Origin of the sequence: Duganella caerulea (assembly GCF_040362985.1) — a bacterium.
GTDB classification, from domain to species: Bacteria; Pseudomonadota; Gammaproteobacteria; order Burkholderiales; family Burkholderiaceae_D; genus Rugamonas; species Rugamonas vulcania.
The window spans coordinates 147373-164126 of sequence record NZ_BPWJ01000003.1 but is presented as its reverse complement, the minus strand read 5'-3'; the positions used below and the strand labels follow the sequence as shown (position 1 = coordinate 164126).

Here is a 16754-nt window from a genome sequence, read left to right as displayed (position 1 = left end):
CGGCCCGGTTTTGTGCTCATCTTTGGCCAAAAGGCCGGTAAATCAGCGCTCAGGACACGCCATGCTGCTTGAACCACGCCAGCGCGCGGCTCCAGCCATCCTTGGCGTCCGCCTCGACGTAGCTGGGGCGGTAATCGGCGTTGAAGGCGTGGCCGGAGTTCGGGTAGACCACGAAGGTCGACTTGTTCGCGCCCTTGGCCAGCGCCGCCTTCATGGCCGCGATCGAGTCCTGGGTGATGCCCGTGTCCTTCAGGCCGTACAGGCCGAGCACCGGCACGGTCAGAGATCCAGCGATATCAATTGGGTGCCTGGGAGTCACCGGATTGCTCTCGCCCACCAGCCGGCCATACCAGGCCACGCCGGCCTTGATGCTCGGGTTGTGCGCGGCGTACATCCAGGTGATGCGGCCGCCCCAGCAGAAGCCGGTGATGCCGATCTTGTCGCCGTTGCCGCCGTTGGCCTTGGCCCAGGCCACGGTCGCGTCCAGGTCGGCCATCACTTGCGCGTCCGGCGTCTTGGAGATGATGTCGCGCTGCAGTTCGGCGATCGAGGCGGCCTTTTGCGGGTCGCCCTGGCGTACGAACAGGTCCGGCGCCAGCGCCAGGTAGCCCTGCTTGGCGAAGCGACGGGCGACGTCGGCGATGTGCTCGTGCACGCCGAAGATTTCCGATACCACCAGGATCACTGGCAGGTTGGTCTTGCCTTCGGGCTGGGCGCGGTACACAGGTACTTGCACGCCGTCTACCGTCAGGGTGATGGTGCCGGCGGTCAGGCCGGCGGTGTCGGTCTTGATGACGTTCTGCGCCACCACCGGCATGGCGGCGGCCGCGAAGCCCGTGCCCAGCGCCACCTTCAGGAAGTCGCGACGGTCAACGCCGTCCGACAGACTGGTCTTGGTCAGCAAACTCTCTGCATCCTGCCTTAAATCATCCATGCGAATCCTCCGTAGTCAGTTCGCGGAAGCACACGCTTAGTGTGCTTCCTCCCAGTTTTTGCCGACGCCGACTTCGGCGATCAGCGGAACCTTGAGCTCCGCCACGCCGGCCATCAGCTTCGGCAGCATTTCCTTGACCAGCGACAGTTCGGCGTCCGGCACTTCCAGCACCAGTTCATCGTGCACCTGCATGATCATCTTGGTTTGCAGCTTATCCTTTTCCAGCCAGTCCTGCACAGCCACCATGGCCAGCTTGATCAGGTCGGCCGCCGTGCCCTGCATCGGCGCGTTGATCGCGGCGCGTTCGGCGCCCTGGCGGCGCGGGCCGTTCGGCGAATTGATCTCGGGCAGCCACAGGCGGCGGCCGAACACGGTCTCGACGTAGCCGCGCGCCTTGGCCTGCAGGCGCGTGTCGTCCATGTATTGTTTGACGCCTGAGAAGCGCGCGAAGTAGCGGTCGATATAGCTTTGCGCCGCGCCGCGCTCGATGCCCAGGTTGCTGGCCAGGCCGAAGGCGCTCATGCCGTAGATCAGGCCGAAGTTGATCACCTTGGCGTAGCGGCGCTGCTCGCTGCTGACTTCCTCCGGCGGCACGCCGAAGATCTCGGCGGCGGTGGCGCGGTGGATGTCGACGCCTTCGGCGAAGGCGCGCAGCATGTTCTCGTCTTCCGAGATGTGGGCCATGATGCGCAGCTCGATCTGCGAATAGTCGGCCGAGACGATGTGGCTGCCCGGCGGCGCGATGAAGGCTTCGCGGATGCGGCGGCCTTCCTTGGTGCGGATAGGGATGTTCTGCAGGTTGGGATCGTTGGAGGCCAGGCGGCCCGTCACCGCCACCGCCTGCGCGTAGTTGGTGTGGACGCGGCCGGTGTCCTGGTTGATCCCTTTCGGCAGCTTGTCGGTGTAGGTCGACTTCAGCTTGGACAGGCTGCGGTATTCCAGCAGCACTTTCGGCAGCGGATAGTCCTCGGCCAGCTTCTGCAGCACTTCCTCGTCGGTGGACGGGGCGCCGCTCGGGGTCTTCTTCACCACCGGCAGCTTGAGCTTGTCGAAGAAGATCTCGCCGATCTGCTTGGGCGAGCCGAGGTTGAACGGCTGCTCGGCCAGCTCGTGCGCCTTGGCTTCCAGCTCGGCGATGCGCGCGCCCAGCTCGGCCGACTGGATGTTGAGCAGCTCGGCGTCGATGTGCACACCGTTGCGCTCGATCTTTTGCAGCACCACGGCGGTCGGCAACTCGATGTTGCGGTAGATGAAGTTCAGCTTGGCGTCGTTCTCCACCTCGCCGATCATCGCCTGGTGCAGGCGCAGCGTGATGTCAGCGTCCTCCGCCGCGTATTCGGTGGCGCGGCCGATCTCCACCTTGTCGAAGGTGATCATGCTGGCGCCCTTGCCGCACACGTCCACGAACGGGATGGTGGTGTGGTTCAGGTGGCGCAGCGCCAGGCTGTCCATGTCGTGCGTACGGTGCGATTCGAAGACATACGATTCAAGCAGCGTGTCGTGCTCGATGCCGCGCAGCGTTACGCCGTGGTTGGCGAAGATGTGGCTGTCGTACTTGAGGTTCTGGCCGACCTTGAGCTTGGTGGCGTCTTCCAGCCACGGCTTCAGCCTGGCCAGCACGTGCTCGCGCGACAGCTGCTCGGGCACGCCCTGGTAGCTGTGCGCCACCGGGATGTAGCAGGCCACGCCCGGCTCCACCGACAGCGAGATGCCGACCATCTGCGCCGTCATCGGCTCCAGCGAGGTGGTTTCGGTGTCGACCGCGGTCAGTTTGGCGGCGTCGATCAGGGCGATCCATTTGTCCAGCTGTTCGTCGGTCAGCACGGTTTCGTAGTTGGTGCTGAGCTTGGGCGCTTCGCCGAACATGTCCATGTTGGCGGAGACGGCGCCGCCGGCGGCAGGCGCGGCGGCCGCAGCAGCCGCGGCCTTGCCCGGCGCGCCGACCGGCGCCGACGGCGTGCCCAGCTCACGCAGCAGCGTCTTGAAGCCGTACTTGCCGAAAAAGGCCAGCAAGGTTTCCTTGTCCTCCTCGCGCGCAACCAGCGATTCGCTGATCGTCGCCATGTGCGCGGACAGGTCGCAGTCCAGCTTCACGGTGATCAGTTCGCGGCCCTTGGGCAGCCACTCCAGCGCGCTGCGCAGGTTCTCGCCGACCGCGCCGGTGATGTTTGCCGCGTTGGCGATCACGCCGTCCAGCGAGTCGTAGGCGGTCAGCCACTTGAGCGCGGTCTTCGGACCGCACTTGTTCACACCCGGCACGTTGTCGACTGTGTCGCCGATCAAGGTTAGGTAGTCGATGATGCGGTTGGGCGGCACGCCGAACTTGGCCAGCACGCCCGCCTCGTCCATTTTCTCGTTGGTCATGGTGTTGATCAGCATGACCTTGTCGTTGACCAGCTGGGCCAGGTCCTTGTCGCCGGTGGACACCACCACGTTCATGCCGGCCTGCGCGGCCTGCACCGACAGCGTGCCGATGACGTCGTCCGCCTCCACGCCCTCGACCATCAGGATGGGCCAGCCCATGGCCTTCACCGCCTCGTGGATGGGCTCGATCTGCAGGCGCAGGTCGTCCGGCATCGAGGCGCGCGTGGCCTTGTACTCGGGATACATATCGTCGCGGAAGGTCTTGCCCTTGGCGTCGAACACACAGGCGATGTAGGCGGCCGGATAGTCGGCGCGCAGGCGGCGCAACATGTTGACCATGCCGTGCATGGCGCCGGTCGGATGGCCGTCCGGGCTGCGCAGGTCGGGCAGCGCGTGGAAGGCGCGGTAGAGGTAACTGGAACCGTCAACTAACAGCAGGGTATTTTGCATAGACACTAGATATGGGTGAGGGCGCCGCGCAACAATGGCGGCAAGGCCACGAATGGCGCATTATCGCAGGTTTTGGCCCGGTTTCGCCCGCCCGCCACGGTCTTTTCAAATTGGCAATACCCCAACAGCGCCGTGGGAAATCGGCTTTTAAAAACAGCGAAGCGTGTCTGTTTGTTACAATGGATCATACATAAAAATTTGACGGCTTTTCACAGCCGTTTTCACCTTCTAAGGCGAATCATCATGACGCGCACCTCTACCCTCTGGCCTGCCCTCCTCCTGACGCTCAGCGCCCACACGGCGTTTGCCCAGTCGACTCCGAGCCAGGCGCCGCCAAAACTGGAAAAGATAGAGGAAGTGGCGGACGATCCGATCACGGTGACGGCCAAGCCGTCGCCGGAAAACAAGATCACCGAAAAACGCGACAACAGCGGCCAAGTGGTGGAAGCGACCGTCAAAAGCGGTCCAAGCACCTACACGCTGAAGCCGAACCGCCCGGCCGGCACCGCCCTACCCGGCGATGCGATGGGGGGCGCCAACCGCGGCCCGCAATGGACCGTGATGGAGTTCGACATCGGCAAGAAAAAGAAAAAGACCACGGAAGAGGAAGGCTCGACGGACACCGCCGCGCCGCCTCCCGCCGTGAAATAACGCGCGCGCCCGCCCTGCGCGGGCGTCCCCCGGCGCCCGCCTCGACGGCGGCGCCGCTCACCGAACCTCATCAAGTTTTCTCATGGCAGTGTTTACCCCGGTCAGCCTGGATGACCTTACCCCGTGGATCGATCAGTTTCCCCTCGGCCAGCCATTGGCGCTCAAAGGCATCGCCAGCGGCATTGAAAACAGCAACTTCTTCCTGACGACGGAGCGCGGCGAGTTCGTGCTGACGATCTTCGAGAACCTGTCCTTCGAGCAGTTGCCGTTCTACCTCAAGCTGATGCACCATCTGGCCGACCGCGGCGTGCTGGTGCCGGCGCCCATCGCCAACGACCAGGGCGAGCTGATCGTCGCCCTGCACGGCAAGCCGGCGTCCATCGTCACCAAGCTCGAAGGCAAGTCGCAGATGGATCCGCAGCCGGTGCATTGCGCCGCTGTCGGCGCCATGCTGGCGCGCATGCACCTGGCGGCGGTCGACTATCCGCTGGTGCAGCCCAATCTGCGCGGCCTGGACTGGTGGAACGAGACCACGCCGCACGTGCTGCCCTTCCTGGACGACAGCTGCGCCCACCTGCTGCGCGCCGAGATGCACTTCCAGGAAGCGTTCGCCATCTGCGACACCTACCGCCAGCTGCAACGCGGCCCGGTGCATGCCGACCTGTTCCGCAACAACGTCATGTTCGACGGCGAGCGCCTGACCGGCTTCTTCGACTTCTACTTCGCCGGCTGCGACACCTGGCTGTTCGACGTGGCGGTCACCGTCAACGACTGGTGCATCGATCTCGACAGCGGCGTGCTGGACGCCGCCCGCGTGCGCGCCATGCTGGACGCCTACCACGCCGTGCGTCCGTTCACCGACGCCGAGCAGACCGCTTGGCAGCCGATGTTACGGGCGGCGGCGCTGCGCTTCTGGCTGTCGCGCCTGTACGACTTCCACCAGCCGCGCGAGGCGGAGATGCTGACGCCGCACGATCCGACCCACTTCGAGCGCATCCTGCGCGAGCGCATCGCCACGCCGGCGCCGGGACTGCGCGGATGAGCCGACTTCCCGCACGGACCGGCTGGCACTGGGTCAAGCAAGCGATGCAGCTGTTCAGCAAGCAGCCGGGCGCGCTGATGGCGCTGTTCTTCTGCTGCATGTTCCTGTCCTTTTTCTCGCTGGTGGTGCCCCTCCTCGGCTCGGTGGCGCCGACCTTGCTGGCGCCGATGTTCACCATCGCCCTGCTGCAAGCCTGCGCCGACGTCGACCACGACAAACGCGCGCTGCCGAACCTGGTGTTCAGCGGTTTCCGCAAGCCGGTGCGCAAGCCGCTGCTGGGCCTGGGCGTGCTGTACCTGCTGGTGATGCTGCTCGCGCTGGCGGTGCTGAGCTGGCTGGACGACGGCGTGCTGATCAAGATGGCCACGCGCCAGATCCCGATGGACAAGGACTTGCTGGAGAATTCGCGCAGCGCGTTGTTTGTCTCGTCGGGGATCTACATGCTGGGCTGGATGCTGAGCAGCCTGGCCGCGCCGCTGATCTACTGGCAGAAGATGACCTTGGCCAAGGCGCTGTTCTTCAGCGTGGTGACGGTGTGCCGCGAGTTCAAGGCTTTCCTGATGGCGGCCGTGGTGCTGTTCCTGATGTTCCAGCTGGGCGCGGCGGTGCCGGTGCTGCTGCTGGACTCGGCGCAGCTGGAGGTGATGGTGATCTTCACCATCTTCCTGATGATGGTGGTCCTGATGCATTGCACGCTGTACGCCTGCTACCGCCAGATCTTCGGCATGCCGGAGGCCAGCGCGCCGCCGGCCACAAAGCCCGCACCATAAGCTTGTCGTTCCCGCGCAGGCGGGAATCCATAGGCCGCGTGCGATGCCAATTCAGCATGGGTTCCCGCCTGCGCGGCGGTCCGCCGATGCGGAACGACGTGCTAGCGGCCCAGCCGCTCCAGCTTGGCGATGCTCAGGTCCAGCACCTTCATGCCGTGGCTGCCGAAGTTGATCTGCGCGCGGGCGTTGCTGCCGCTGCCCTCGATGTTGACGATCACCCCCTCGCCGAACTTGCCGTGCGCGACGGACTCGCCGATGCGCCAGCCGCTGCCCGGCGACTTCTGCGCGATCTTCTGCGCGATCGCGTTGTCCGAGCCGACCAGCGGCGCCTCGTCCCACGACGACTTCTTGTTGGCGAACCAGTGCGACTGCACCTTCGGCGACAGCCACTTCAGCGACTCCTCCGGCAACTCGTCGAAGAAGCGCGACTTCATGTTGTAGCGGGTCTGGCCGTGCAGCATGCGGGTCTGCGCAAAGCACATGTACAGGCGCTGGCGCGCGCGCGTGATCGCCACGTACATCAGGCGGCGTTCCTCTTCCACGCCGTCGTGCTCGCGCGAGCTGCTCTCGTGCGGGAACAAGCCCTCCTCCAGGCCGGTGATGAAGACGTTGTTGAACTCCAGCCCCTTGGCCGAGTGCACCGTCATCATCTGCACGGCCTCCTGGCCGGCGGTGGCCTGGTTGTCGCCGGCCTCCAGCGAGGCGTGCGACAGGAAGGCCGACAGCGGCGACATCACGGTCGGCATCGCGGCATCGGCGTCGAGGATCTCGAAGCCGTCCTCGTTGACGATGGGCGCGCCGGCCTGTGCTTGCGCCTGTGGGCCGAGGTGCGCGGGCGCGCCCTGGCCGAAACCCTCCTCGGACACGAACTGCGTGGCCGCGCTGACCATCTGCTCCAAGTTCTCGATGCGGTCGGCGCCTTCCTTCTCGGTCTGGTAGTGGGCCAGCAGGCCGGACGCCTCCAGCACCACGCGCACCAGTTCGGGCAGGGCCATCTGCTGCGTTTCAAAGCGCGCGCCCTCGATCAGCTTGACGAAACCGCCCAGCGATGAGCCGGCCTTGCCCGCCACGTAGGGCACGGCGGCGTACAGCGAAATGTGGTGCTGGTCGGCGGCCGCCTGCAGGGCCTCGATCGAACGCAGGCCGATGCCGCGCGTCGGGAAATTCACCACGCGCAGGAAGGCCGAATCGTTGTGCGGATTGTCCATCAGCTGCAGGTAGGCGATCGCGTGCTTGACCTCGGCGCGCTGGAAGTAGCGCAGGCCGCCGTACACGTGGTACGGGATGCCGGCCGAGAACAGCGCATGCTCGATCACGCGCGACTGCGCGTTGGAACGATACAGCACGGCGATCTCGCTGCGGGCGGCGCCGTCGGCGATCAGGTTCTTGGTTTCCTCGATGATCCACTGCGCCTCGGCCAGGTCGGAGCTGGCCTCGTACACGCGCACCGGCTCGCCGTGGCCGGCGTCGGTGCGCAGGTTCTTGCCCAGGCGCTTGCTGTTGTTAGCGATCAGCACGTTGGCGGCGTCCAGGATGTGGCCGTGGGAGCGGTAGTTCTGTTCCAGCTTGATCAGGTTCTGCACCTTGAACTCGCGCTCGAAGGCGCTCATGTTGCCGACGTTGGCGCCGCGGAAGGCGTAGATGCTCTGGTCGTCGTCGCCGACCGCGAACAACGCGCTGCCGCCGTCGCGCTCGCCGTGGCCGGCCAGCAGCTTGAGCCACTTGTACTGCAGGTCATTGGTGTCCTGGAACTCGTCGACCAGGATGTGCTTGAAGCGCTGCTGGTAGTGCTCGCGCAGCGGTTGGTTGCGGCTGAGCAGCTCGTAGGTGCGCAGCAGCAGCTCGGCGAAGTCGACCACGCCTTCGCGCTGGCACTGGTCGTCGTACAGCTGGTAGAGCTCGCACTTCTTGCGCTCGTCGGCGTTGTAGGGTTCGATCTTGTCGGCGCGCAGGCCCTGGTCCTTGGCGCCGTTGATGAAGTACATCACCTCTTTCGGCGGGAACTTCTCGTCATCGATATTGTTGGCCTTGATCAGGCGCTTGATGGCCGACAGCTGGTCCTGGTTATCGAGGATCTGGAAAGTCTGCGGCAGCGCGGCGTCGCGGTGATGGGTGCGCAGCAAGCGGTTGCACAGGCCGTGGAAGGTCCCGATCCACATGCCGCGTGTATTAATCGGCAACATGGCCGACAAACGCGTCATCATTTCCTTGGCGGCCTTGTTGGTGAAGGTCACGGCCAGGATGCCGGACGGCGACACCTGGCCCGTCTGGATCAGCCAGGCGATGCGGGTAGTGAGGACGCGGGTTTTACCGGAGCCGGCGCCCGCCAGGATCAGGGCGCTTTGTGCCGGGAGGGTCACGGCGGCGAGTTGTTCGTCGTTGAGGTTATGAAGAAGATTGTGCATCCCGTGATTATACCGGCCTTGGCCCCCAACCACTTGGGGTCAAGTCTGGCATTCGGACACGAGCTCTGCCGTAGCTCTGGGGTCAAGTCTGACATTCGGACACGAGCTCTTCTGTAGGCGCCGCCTACAGAAGAGCTCGTGTCCGAATGTCAGACTTGACCCCAATTTTATGCGGACGGGGCTGGTACGGCTTTGCCGGATTTGACGGCGTCCTTGATCAGCTCTTTCATGGTGCGCTCGGCTTCGCGGCTGGCCTTGGCCTGTTCGCGGCCCAGCTCGCCCATGGCCTGGCCCAGCTCAGCCATCGGCTTGCCGGCTTCCGACATCTGCTTGCTCAGCGCTTGCATCGGCTCTTGCATGGCCTGGATTTTCGCCAGCTGCGGCGCCAGCTCGCGCTGGGATTGCGCGATCTGGCTTTGCAGGGGCGCCATTTCCGCTTGCAGCGCGGCCTGGCGTTCGTGGAAGCGGCGCAGCTTCTCCGGGGTCGGGTCGTCGCCCAGCTCGCGCGCGGCCAGCTCGATGCGGCGGCCGATCGCTTCCTGCTGCCGGCCGACCCGTTCAATCAGGCGCTGCTGGCGATCCATGTCCAGCTGGGCCTTGCCTTCGGTATCCCGGCCCAGTTTTTCCATCTGCCGGCCCAGCGCGTCCATGACCTTGCCTTGGGCATCCATTTTCTTGCCCTGCGCGTCCATTTTCTCGCCGATGCGGTTGGCGGGAACCCAGGCTTCGTCAGCCTTGGCGATAATGGCCGGGTCCTGGATCAGGTAGGTCTTGTCGCCATCGCGGAACCAGATGAAGTCGCCCTTGATGGCGCGGCGTGCGCTCTCGATCTTGGACAGGTCCTGGTGCGCGGCCGAGACGGTGATGTTCTCCTTGTTGGCATGGACCAGCGCGTAGCCGGATCGCTGGCCGTCGCGACCTGGGGAGCTGTAGCGGTCAAAGTGATAGCTTTGCACGCCGGCCGGCGGGGCCGGTGGTGCGGGGGGCGCGGCAGGTGCCTCCGGCGCTGCTGGCGCCGCAGGTGCGGCCAGCGCCGGCACAGGCGGTAAGGCCGGCATCGCTGGAGCCGCCGCCAACACGCGCGGCGGTTTGGCCGGTTTGGGCGGCTTCGGCGGCGCAACTGGTGCCGTCAGTTCGGCGACGGGTGCCGGTTCGGCGGGTGCTGCCGCAGCAGCCGGTTCGGCAGGCGCAGCGGCTGGGGCAGGTTCAGCCTGTGCCGCCTCAGCGGCCGGCGCGGCGGGCGCCGCCGCCATGGCCATTTCGGCCGCCGCGGCAGGCGGCGCCACCGGATCGGCTGACGCGACCTCGGCCACCTCGCTGACCGGCGCGGCGGCATCAATAGCCGGCGCTGGCGGCGCGGCGTGGGCATAGAACACCGCGCCGGCGGCAAACAGACCCATCAAGGGCAGGGCCATTTTCCAGCTGACCGGTTCAACATCGGGACGCAGCAGGCGTTTGATACGAGACATGAGATTTCCTCCGTGAGCCGCGTGGACTAGTTGTGTGGTGTCGAACTGAAACCGATCCAGTTCCGACAGGGCCTTCGCCAGCCTCTGGGGCTGGCCGAGCATGTCCACCGCGAGGTCGTCGGCGATTTGTTCCCGCTCGATCCGTATCCTGCGTGACAGGGCCCAAACACTAGGGTGATAGAACAGCACGATCTCGATCGCGCTTTGAATCAGGTTGACCAGGTAGTCATGTCGTTTGATGTGCGCCAGCTCGTGCGCCAGCAGCGCTTCCAGCAGGTCGGGCGGCATGCCGCTGACCAGCGCGGCCGGCACCAGCACGATGGGACGCCAGCATCCGGCCGTGATCGGACTGTCCAGCAGATCGGCCACGCCCAGCCGCACATGGCGATCGATGTCGAAGCGGCGCGCCAGCTCGGACAGGCGCCGCTGCCAGTAATGATTGACGGTGTAGGCGCCGGCGCTGGTGCGCTCGGCAACCCAACGCAGCCCCAGCGCGAGACGCAGCGACATCAGCGCCGCGCCGGCCAGCCACAGGCCCACCACCCACGGCAGTTGGCGGCGCAAGACGTTTTCAAAGGTGGAGAGCGTGCCCTCGCCGAACAGGGCGGGCACGACGGCGGCAGCGGCGGCACCCTGGCCCGAAGCGGCAGCGGCGCCCTGGCCGCCCGCATCAACCGCGCCGGCGCCCTGCCCCGCCAGCACGCGCAGGATCCGCGGCGAATCCGCGCCGGCGCCGGCGTCCGACAACTGCATCGGGATGCTGGCCAGCGGCAGCGCCGCGCACAGCAGCATGCCGGCACAAGCGACCGCGTAGCGGGTCTGCGGGCGGGCGCGGCGCAGCGCGAACATCGCCAGCGCCACGGCCCAGCCGATCAGCAGCCCTTGCCAGATGAAGTGCAATAGCGCCCAGCCGACGGCGGGCACCAGGGCGGCCAGGACGCCGTTCATGCGCGCCCCGCCTGCCGTGAAATTCTGCGTATTCCGAGTATCGCTTCCATGCCGCACTCCCCAGTTGATGGATGTAGAATAAATTATCTAGATGTCGATGTCTAGAACTTTTTTTCTACATGCATCCGGCCGGGATCAGTGGGCGCGCTTGGCGCTGATGGTGACGACTGGCATCTTGACGCCGTCCACCACCGCCATCTTGACCGAGCCGGCGTCGATGGCCGGGGTGGTGCGCACTTCGGCGCTGGCGTAGCCGGTGGCGCACAGGATGACTGCGCTGGCGACGAAGATCAGTTCCATGTTTTTCAGTACGTTCATGATGTTTCTCCTTCAGTGGTGGGCCTTGCTTCCATGACTCCACTGTAGTCAAACACCTCGCTGAACGCCTGCGGATTGCGACGGAATGCACGTTGACCGGAGCCAGCTGCATTCCGCCGCGATGGACGTCAGTAGATCGTCAGTAGATCACCACCGAGCGGATCGATTCACCGCTCTTCATCAGGTCGAAGCCCTCGTTGATGCGCTCCAGCGGCAGGCGGTGGGTGATCAGGTCGTCGATATTGAGCTTGCCTTCCATGTACCAGTCGACGATCTTCGGCACGTCGGTGCGGCCGCGCGCGCCGCCGAACGCGGAACCCTTCCACACCCGGCCGGTGACCAGCTGGAACGGACGGGTGGAGATCTCCTGCCCCGCCGCCGCCACGCCGATGATGATGGACTGGCCCCAGCCCTTGTGGCAGCACTCGAGCGCCTGGCGCATGGTGGTGGTGTTGCCGATGCACTCGAAGCTGTAGTCGGCGCCGCCGTCGGTCAGCTGGACGATGGCGTCGACCACGTTCTCCACTTCCTTCGGATTGATGAAGTGGGTCATGCCGAACTTGCGCGCCATTTCCTGGCGGGCCGGGTTGATGTCGACGCCGATGATCTTGTCGGCGCCCACCATCCTGGCCGCCTGGATCACGTTCAGGCCGATGCCGCCCAGGCCGAACACCACCACGTTGGCGCCCGCCTCGACCTTGGCCGTGAACAGCACCGCGCCCACGCCGGTGGTGACGCCGCAGCCGATGTAGCAGACCTTGTCGAACGGCGCGTCCTCACGGATCTTGGCCAGCGCGATCTCCGGCACCACGATGTAGTTGGAGAAGGTCGAGGTGCCCATGTAGTGGTAGATCGGCTTGCCGTCGATGGAGAAGCGGCTGGTGGCGTCCGGCATCAGGCCGCGGCCCTGGGTCGAGCGGATCGACTGGCACAGGTTGGTCTTCTGCGACAGGCAGAATTTGCACTGGCGGCATTCGGGCGTGTACAGCGGGATGACGTGGTCGTCCTTCTTGAGCGACTTGACGCCGGGGCCGACGTCGACCACCACGCCCGCGCCCTCATGGCCGAGGATGGCCGGGAAGATGCCTTCCGGATCGGCACCGGACAGGGTGTAGTAATCGGTGTGGCAAATGCCGGTGGCCTTGATCTCGACCAGCACCTCGCCTTCGCGCGGGCCGCCCAGTTCCACTTCCTCGATCGTCAGCGGTTTGCCCGCCTGCCATGCGATGGCTGCTTTGGTTTTCATTGTTCGTCCTGTGGCTGCGTTGTTCGGGAGACCGGAACGGCGGGCCGTTCCGGTGGTTCGCCATGATAGCAAGCCGGGGACGATCTGTGGCGCGGACGATTATTGCGGTTCGGCCGGCATCGTCGCGCCGATGCCCAGCAGCTCGGACACCGTGCGCCACAGCTGGCGCGGCGAGGTCCATGGCTTGGGCAGGAAGGCGCCGCCGGCGTTGTGCCGCTCGGGATGGCGCGCCGAGTACGTCAGCACGCGCACATGGGGGTGGCGCTGCTGCAGCTGCATCACCAGGCTGGTGCCGTCGCCGTCGGGCAGGTCGGGATCGATCACCACCATCGCGAAGCTGCGCTCCAGCAGCATCAACTCGGCCGCGGCCAGCGAGGCCACGTGGGTGACCTGGGTCTCCGGCACCAGCAGCATCGACAGCACCAGCGCGGTGTCCAGGTCGGCGTCCACGTGCAGCACGCGCGGCGCCTCGGCAAACACCGAAAAGCCGATCGCGGCGCCGACATCCTGCTCGCTGAAGGGACGGTAGGTATCCTGGGAAAAATCGGTGGTCATAAGTGTCTCCGCACACAAAACTGATAGGAATGCGGTGCCGGCAGCACGGGGCGCTCATGGCAACGCGGGAGTCGGCGGAGTTGGGCCGAAGGAACGATGACGGTCGCAGGGGACAGGCGGCCGAAGAGGCGGCAGGCGCAGGTTGGAGGCCCCGCCGCACTAACACAAAGCGGGCAGGACCGGCCTGCCGCTATAGACACAGTCTACATTAAAGGTGATGTAAAGCAAGAAAATGCCGACAAAAATGCCGCCGGCGTTTACTTTTTCAGACGCTGGCTGAAGGCGGCGTGCAAGCTGTTCAACATTTCCTCGGCGGCCAGCAGCTGGTCGGCCACCTCGTTGACCTTGCGGCGGTTGGAGCGGGCGTGGTCGCGCAGCACCTCGAAGGCGGTGTTGCGGTCGGTCTGGAATTTGCACATCAGCAGGCCGACGGCCAGGCTGGTCTCGCGGCCGGCGGCCAGCGCGGCGTTCAGATTGAGCTCGGTGCGGCGCAGCTGGCGGATCTCGTCGGCGCGCGCCAGGCCGGCGGCAAAGGCCGGCATCAGGTGCTTCTCGTCGACCGGCTTGACCAGGAAGCCGACCGCGCCGTAGGACGCGGCCTGCTTGCCGGCGTCGGCGTCGCCGCGGCCGGACAGGAACATGAACGGCACCGAGCTGGTCGCGTGCAGCTGCTTGGCCAGTTCCAGGCCGTTCATGCCGGGCATGTGGATGTCGAGCAGGGCCAGGTCCGGTTCGCGCTGGGCGATCTGCTGCAGGGCCTGCTCGGCGGACGAGGCCTTGAGGATGTCGTAGCCGGCGTGGCCCAGCACCTCGCCCAGGAAATCGAGCAGCAATGGGTCATCGTCGACGATCAGGATCAGACGCTTCTGGCTGGAAGGGACATTCATGTGGCGGCCACCTTAGGCTTAAGCTAACGCCCCAATTATAAGGCGGAAATCCCTCCAAGCCGCTAGCGTTTTATGTGGCTGTTTTATCGCCCGCGTACAGCCTGAGGAACGCGGCCACGGCGGCGCCCGGATCGTCCGCCTGGTAGACGCTGCTGATGGCCGCCACCATGGACGCCCCGCGCGCGGCCAGCGGCGCGGCGTTTTCCGGCGTCATGCCGCCGATCACCACGGTCGGCACATGGATCACCGCGCGCGCCTGGTCGAGGATCTCCATCTTGGTAGTGACCGCGTATTGCTTCACGCGCGACGGGTAGAAACCGCCGAACGCCACGTAGCTGGCGCCTGCCGCCTGCGCCTGCAGCGCGCGCGGCAGGTCGCCGTAGCACGAGGCGCCGATGATCTTGTCCTGGCCCAGCAGGGCGCGCACCTGCGCCACCTCGGCGTCGGTGCCGCCCAGGTGGACGCCGTCGGCGCCGGTCTGCTGGCACAGGTCGACATAATCGTTGACGATGAACGGCACGCCGTAGCGCCGGCACAACGCCAGCAGCGCGCCGGCTTGATCCAGCCGCTGCTGCGGGCCGGCCTCCTTGTGGCGGTACTGCAGCAGCGCCACGCCGGGCTGGGCGTGCTGGGCGGCGGCCAGCGCGCGCTCGGTCAGCTCCAGCAGCCGGCCGGTGTCGTCCCAGTTGGGCGTAACCAAATAAAGTCCTTGCATGATGTGCTCTCGGTTAAATCAGGGGAAGGCGGTGCGGGATGCGCTGGCCCGCGGCCACCGTGTAGGCGCCACGCAGCGCGCGATAGCAGTACTGTTGCGCCAGTTCCAGCGCGCGTTCCATCGACATGCCGAGCGCCAGCTGGCCCGCGGCCGCCGACGCCAGCGTGCAGCCGCTGCCGTGGAATTCGCCGTCCAGGCGCGGCCAGTGCCAGTCGCGGGAATCCTGCGGGGCGGGATCGGACAGGCGCTGCGGCGGCGCCGCGCCGGGGCCGAACCAGCGGTTGACCACCTCCTCGCCGCTGCCCGCATCGTGGCCGCCGGTGATCAGCACATGGCGGCAGCCGCGCGCGCGCAGAGCTTGCGCCTGGGCGGACGGTTCGTCGAAGCCGGTCAGCGCCAGCGCCTCCGGGCCGTTGGGCGTGAGCAGTGTAACCAGCGGCAGCAACGGCGCCAGCGCCTGCACCGCGTCATCGCGCGAGAGCAGATCGCCGTGGCCGCTGGCCAGCACCGGGTCCAGCACCACCGGCAGCTCCGGCTGGCGCTGGCGCAGGCGGGTGATGATCTCGGCGATGGCCAGCGCGTTGGACGCGCTGCCGGGGATGCCGATCTTCACCGCGCGCACCGTCATCTTGCCGACCAGCGCCTGCGCCTGGCGCAGCACCATGGCGCCGTCGACCGGCTGCACGCCGTAGACGCGGTCGTTGTCCTGCACCGTCAGCGCGGTGGCCACGGTGAGCGCGTGCGCGCCCTGCCCGGCCACCGCCTGCAGGTCGGCGGCGATGCCGGCCCCGCCGGACGGATCGAGTCCGGCGAACACCAGCACGCACGGGCGCGCCACCAGTTGGGCCATCAGCTGCGCCGCCACTTGCGAAGACAAGCGCTCGCTCATGCCAGCCGGCCCGCCATTGGCGAGGACGGCGAGGCGGCGAACTTGCGGGCGATGCGGCCGGCCAGGAAGGCCTCGCGGCCGGCCTGCACGCCCAGCTTCATGGCGCGCGCCATGCGCACCGGATCGCGCGCGCCGGCGATGGCCGTGTTCATCAGCACGCCGTCGCAGCCGAGCTCCATGGCGATGGCCGCGTCCGAAGCCGTGCCGACGCCGGCATCGACCAGCACCGGCACCCTGGCCTGCTCGATGATCAGCGACAGGTTCCACGGATTGAGGATGCCCATGCCGGAACCGATCAGCGAGGCCAGCGGCATCACCGCGACGCAGCCGATGTCCTCCAGGATCCTGGCCTGGATCGGATCGTCGCTGCAGTAGACCATGACGTCGAAGCCGTCCTTGACCAGCGCCTCGGCGGCAAGCAGGGTTTCCGGCATGTGCGGGAACAGGGTCTTCTCGTCGCCCAGCACTTCCAGCTTGACCAGCTTGTGGCCGTTGAGCAGCTCGCGCGCCATCTGCAGCGTGTAGACCGCGTCCTTGGCGGTGTAGCAGCCAGCGGTGTTGGGCAGGATGGTGTACTGCGACGGCGGCAGCACATCCAGCAGGCTCGGCGCCTTCGGATCCTGGCCGATGTTCACGCGGCGGATCGCCACGGTAATGATTTCCGCCTCGGCGGCATCGGTCGCCTCGCGGGTCTGCTGCAGGTCCTTGTACTTGCCGCTGCCCACCAGCAGGCGCGACTTATAGCTCTTGCCCGCGATGGTCAGCAGGTCTTGGGTTGACGTAGTCATATTTATTTCCTTCTATCTTTTGGGGTCAAGTCTGGCATTCGGACACGGCCTCTGCTGTAGCGGCCCGCTACAGCAGAGGCCGTGTCCGAATGTCAGACTTGACCCCAATTTAATTTAGCCGCCGCCGATGGCGCGGACGATGTCGACCTGGTCCTGTGGCTGCAGCTCGCGCTGCGGCCATTGCTGGCGCGGCACTACCGCGCGGTTGACCGCCAGCGCCAACGCCTGCCCACTGAGCGACAGCGCGTCGATCAACTGGTCCAGCGTTTGCCGCGGCGGCACCCGGTATGGGGCGCCGTTCAGTTCGATGTCGATCATGCCGG

Annotated in this window: 14 protein-coding genes and 1 pseudogene; 3 read left to right on the top strand and 12 right to left on the bottom strand. The window is 66.1% G+C overall.

Translation table 11 applies throughout. The features are described from left to right. Window positions 1-49: 49 nt before the first annotated feature. Together ACUJB0_RS09980 and polA are read right to left on the bottom strand one after the other, a co-directional pair. Window positions 50-934: a dienelactone hydrolase family protein gene (locus ACUJB0_RS09980; RefSeq protein WP_444845085.1), complete on the bottom strand. Its 885-nt coding sequence runs from the start codon at window positions 932-934 to the stop codon at window positions 50-52. 36 nt (window positions 935-970) lie between these two features. Continuing rightward, window positions 971-3748, bottom strand: a complete 2778-nt coding sequence (gene polA / locus ACUJB0_RS09975; protein ID WP_444845084.1) for a DNA polymerase I — start codon at window positions 3746-3748, stop codon at window positions 971-973. 243 nt (window positions 3749-3991) lie between these two features. On the opposite strand from polA, the gene ACUJB0_RS09970 reads away from it, so the two are divergent. The 3 genes from ACUJB0_RS09970 to ACUJB0_RS09960 all read left to right on the top strand — a co-directional run bounded on the left by ACUJB0_RS09970 (window position 3992) and on the right by ACUJB0_RS09960 (window position 6211). After that, a complete protein-coding gene (locus ACUJB0_RS09970) occupies window positions 3992-4399 on the top strand; it encodes a hypothetical protein (protein WP_444845083.1) in 408 nt (135 codons plus the stop codon). An 82-nt stretch (window positions 4400-4481) separates the two neighbouring features. Beyond that, window positions 4482-5441 carry a homoserine kinase gene (locus ACUJB0_RS09965; protein ID WP_444845082.1) on the top strand — a complete coding sequence of 320 codons (960 nt, stop codon included), beginning with the start codon at window positions 4482-4484 and terminating at the stop codon, window positions 5439-5441. Continuing rightward, a complete protein-coding gene (locus tag ACUJB0_RS09960) occupies window positions 5438-6211 on the top strand; it encodes a BPSS1780 family membrane protein (RefSeq protein ID WP_444845081.1) in 774 nt (257 codons plus the stop codon). Before ACUJB0_RS09965 ends, ACUJB0_RS09960 begins: the two co-directional genes overlap by 4 nt. A 101-nt stretch (window positions 6212-6312) precedes the next feature. Here the strand turns inward: ACUJB0_RS09960 and ACUJB0_RS09955 are convergent, their stop codons facing one another. The 10 genes and pseudogenes from ACUJB0_RS09955 to thiS all read right to left on the bottom strand — a co-directional run bounded on the left by ACUJB0_RS09955 (window position 6313) and on the right by thiS (window position 16749). Next, complete coding sequence (locus ACUJB0_RS09955; protein ID WP_444845080.1) at window positions 6313-8616, bottom strand: UvrD-helicase domain-containing protein; 2304 nt, start codon at window positions 8614-8616, stop codon at window positions 6313-6315. Window positions 8617-10178: 1562 nt separating this feature from the next. Further along, a pseudogene (locus ACUJB0_RS09950) lies at window positions 10179-10838 on the bottom strand (M56 family metallopeptidase); the annotation flags it as partial. Between the two features lie 330 nt (window positions 10839-11168). Further along, a complete protein-coding gene (locus tag ACUJB0_RS09945; protein WP_161087759.1) occupies window positions 11169-11351 on the bottom strand; it encodes a hypothetical protein in 183 nt (60 codons plus the stop codon). Between the two features lie 139 nt (window positions 11352-11490). Beyond that, a complete protein-coding gene (locus tag ACUJB0_RS09940) occupies window positions 11491-12597 on the bottom strand; it encodes an S-(hydroxymethyl)glutathione dehydrogenase/class III alcohol dehydrogenase (protein WP_161099873.1) in 1107 nt (368 codons plus the stop codon). Window positions 12598-12696: 99 nt separating this feature from the next. Beyond that, window positions 12697-13152 (bottom strand): DNA-binding transcriptional response regulator, encoded by a 456-nt coding sequence (locus ACUJB0_RS09935; protein WP_161088139.1) that lies wholly within the window; start codon window positions 13150-13152, stop codon window positions 12697-12699. Between the two features lie 257 nt (window positions 13153-13409). Then, window positions 13410-14039, bottom strand: coding sequence for an ANTAR domain-containing response regulator (locus ACUJB0_RS09930; protein ID WP_161088138.1), 630 nt, complete (start codon window positions 14037-14039; stop codon window positions 13410-13412). A gap of 70 nt (window positions 14040-14109) precedes the next feature. After that, window positions 14110-14754 carry a thiamine phosphate synthase gene (gene thiE, locus ACUJB0_RS09925; RefSeq protein ID WP_444845079.1) on the bottom strand — a complete coding sequence of 215 codons (645 nt, stop codon included), beginning with the start codon at window positions 14752-14754 and terminating at the stop codon, window positions 14110-14112. Window positions 14755-14767: 13 nt separating this feature from the next. Then, window positions 14768-15643: a bifunctional hydroxymethylpyrimidine kinase/phosphomethylpyrimidine kinase gene (thiD, locus tag ACUJB0_RS09920; RefSeq protein WP_444845078.1), complete on the bottom strand. Its 876-nt coding sequence runs from the start codon at window positions 15641-15643 to the stop codon at window positions 14768-14770. Next, the gene (locus ACUJB0_RS09915; protein WP_161087753.1) at window positions 15640-16431 is read right to left on the bottom strand and encodes a thiazole synthase; all 792 of its coding nucleotides are present in this window, start codon (window positions 16429-16431) and stop codon (window positions 15640-15642) included. Before ACUJB0_RS09915 ends, thiD begins: the two co-directional genes overlap by 4 nt. A 114-nt stretch (window positions 16432-16545) precedes the next feature. Continuing rightward, window positions 16546-16749: a sulfur carrier protein ThiS gene (thiS, locus tag ACUJB0_RS09910; RefSeq protein ID WP_161083866.1), complete on the bottom strand. Its 204-nt coding sequence runs from the start codon at window positions 16747-16749 to the stop codon at window positions 16546-16548. Window positions 16750-16754: the final 5 nt, after the last annotated feature.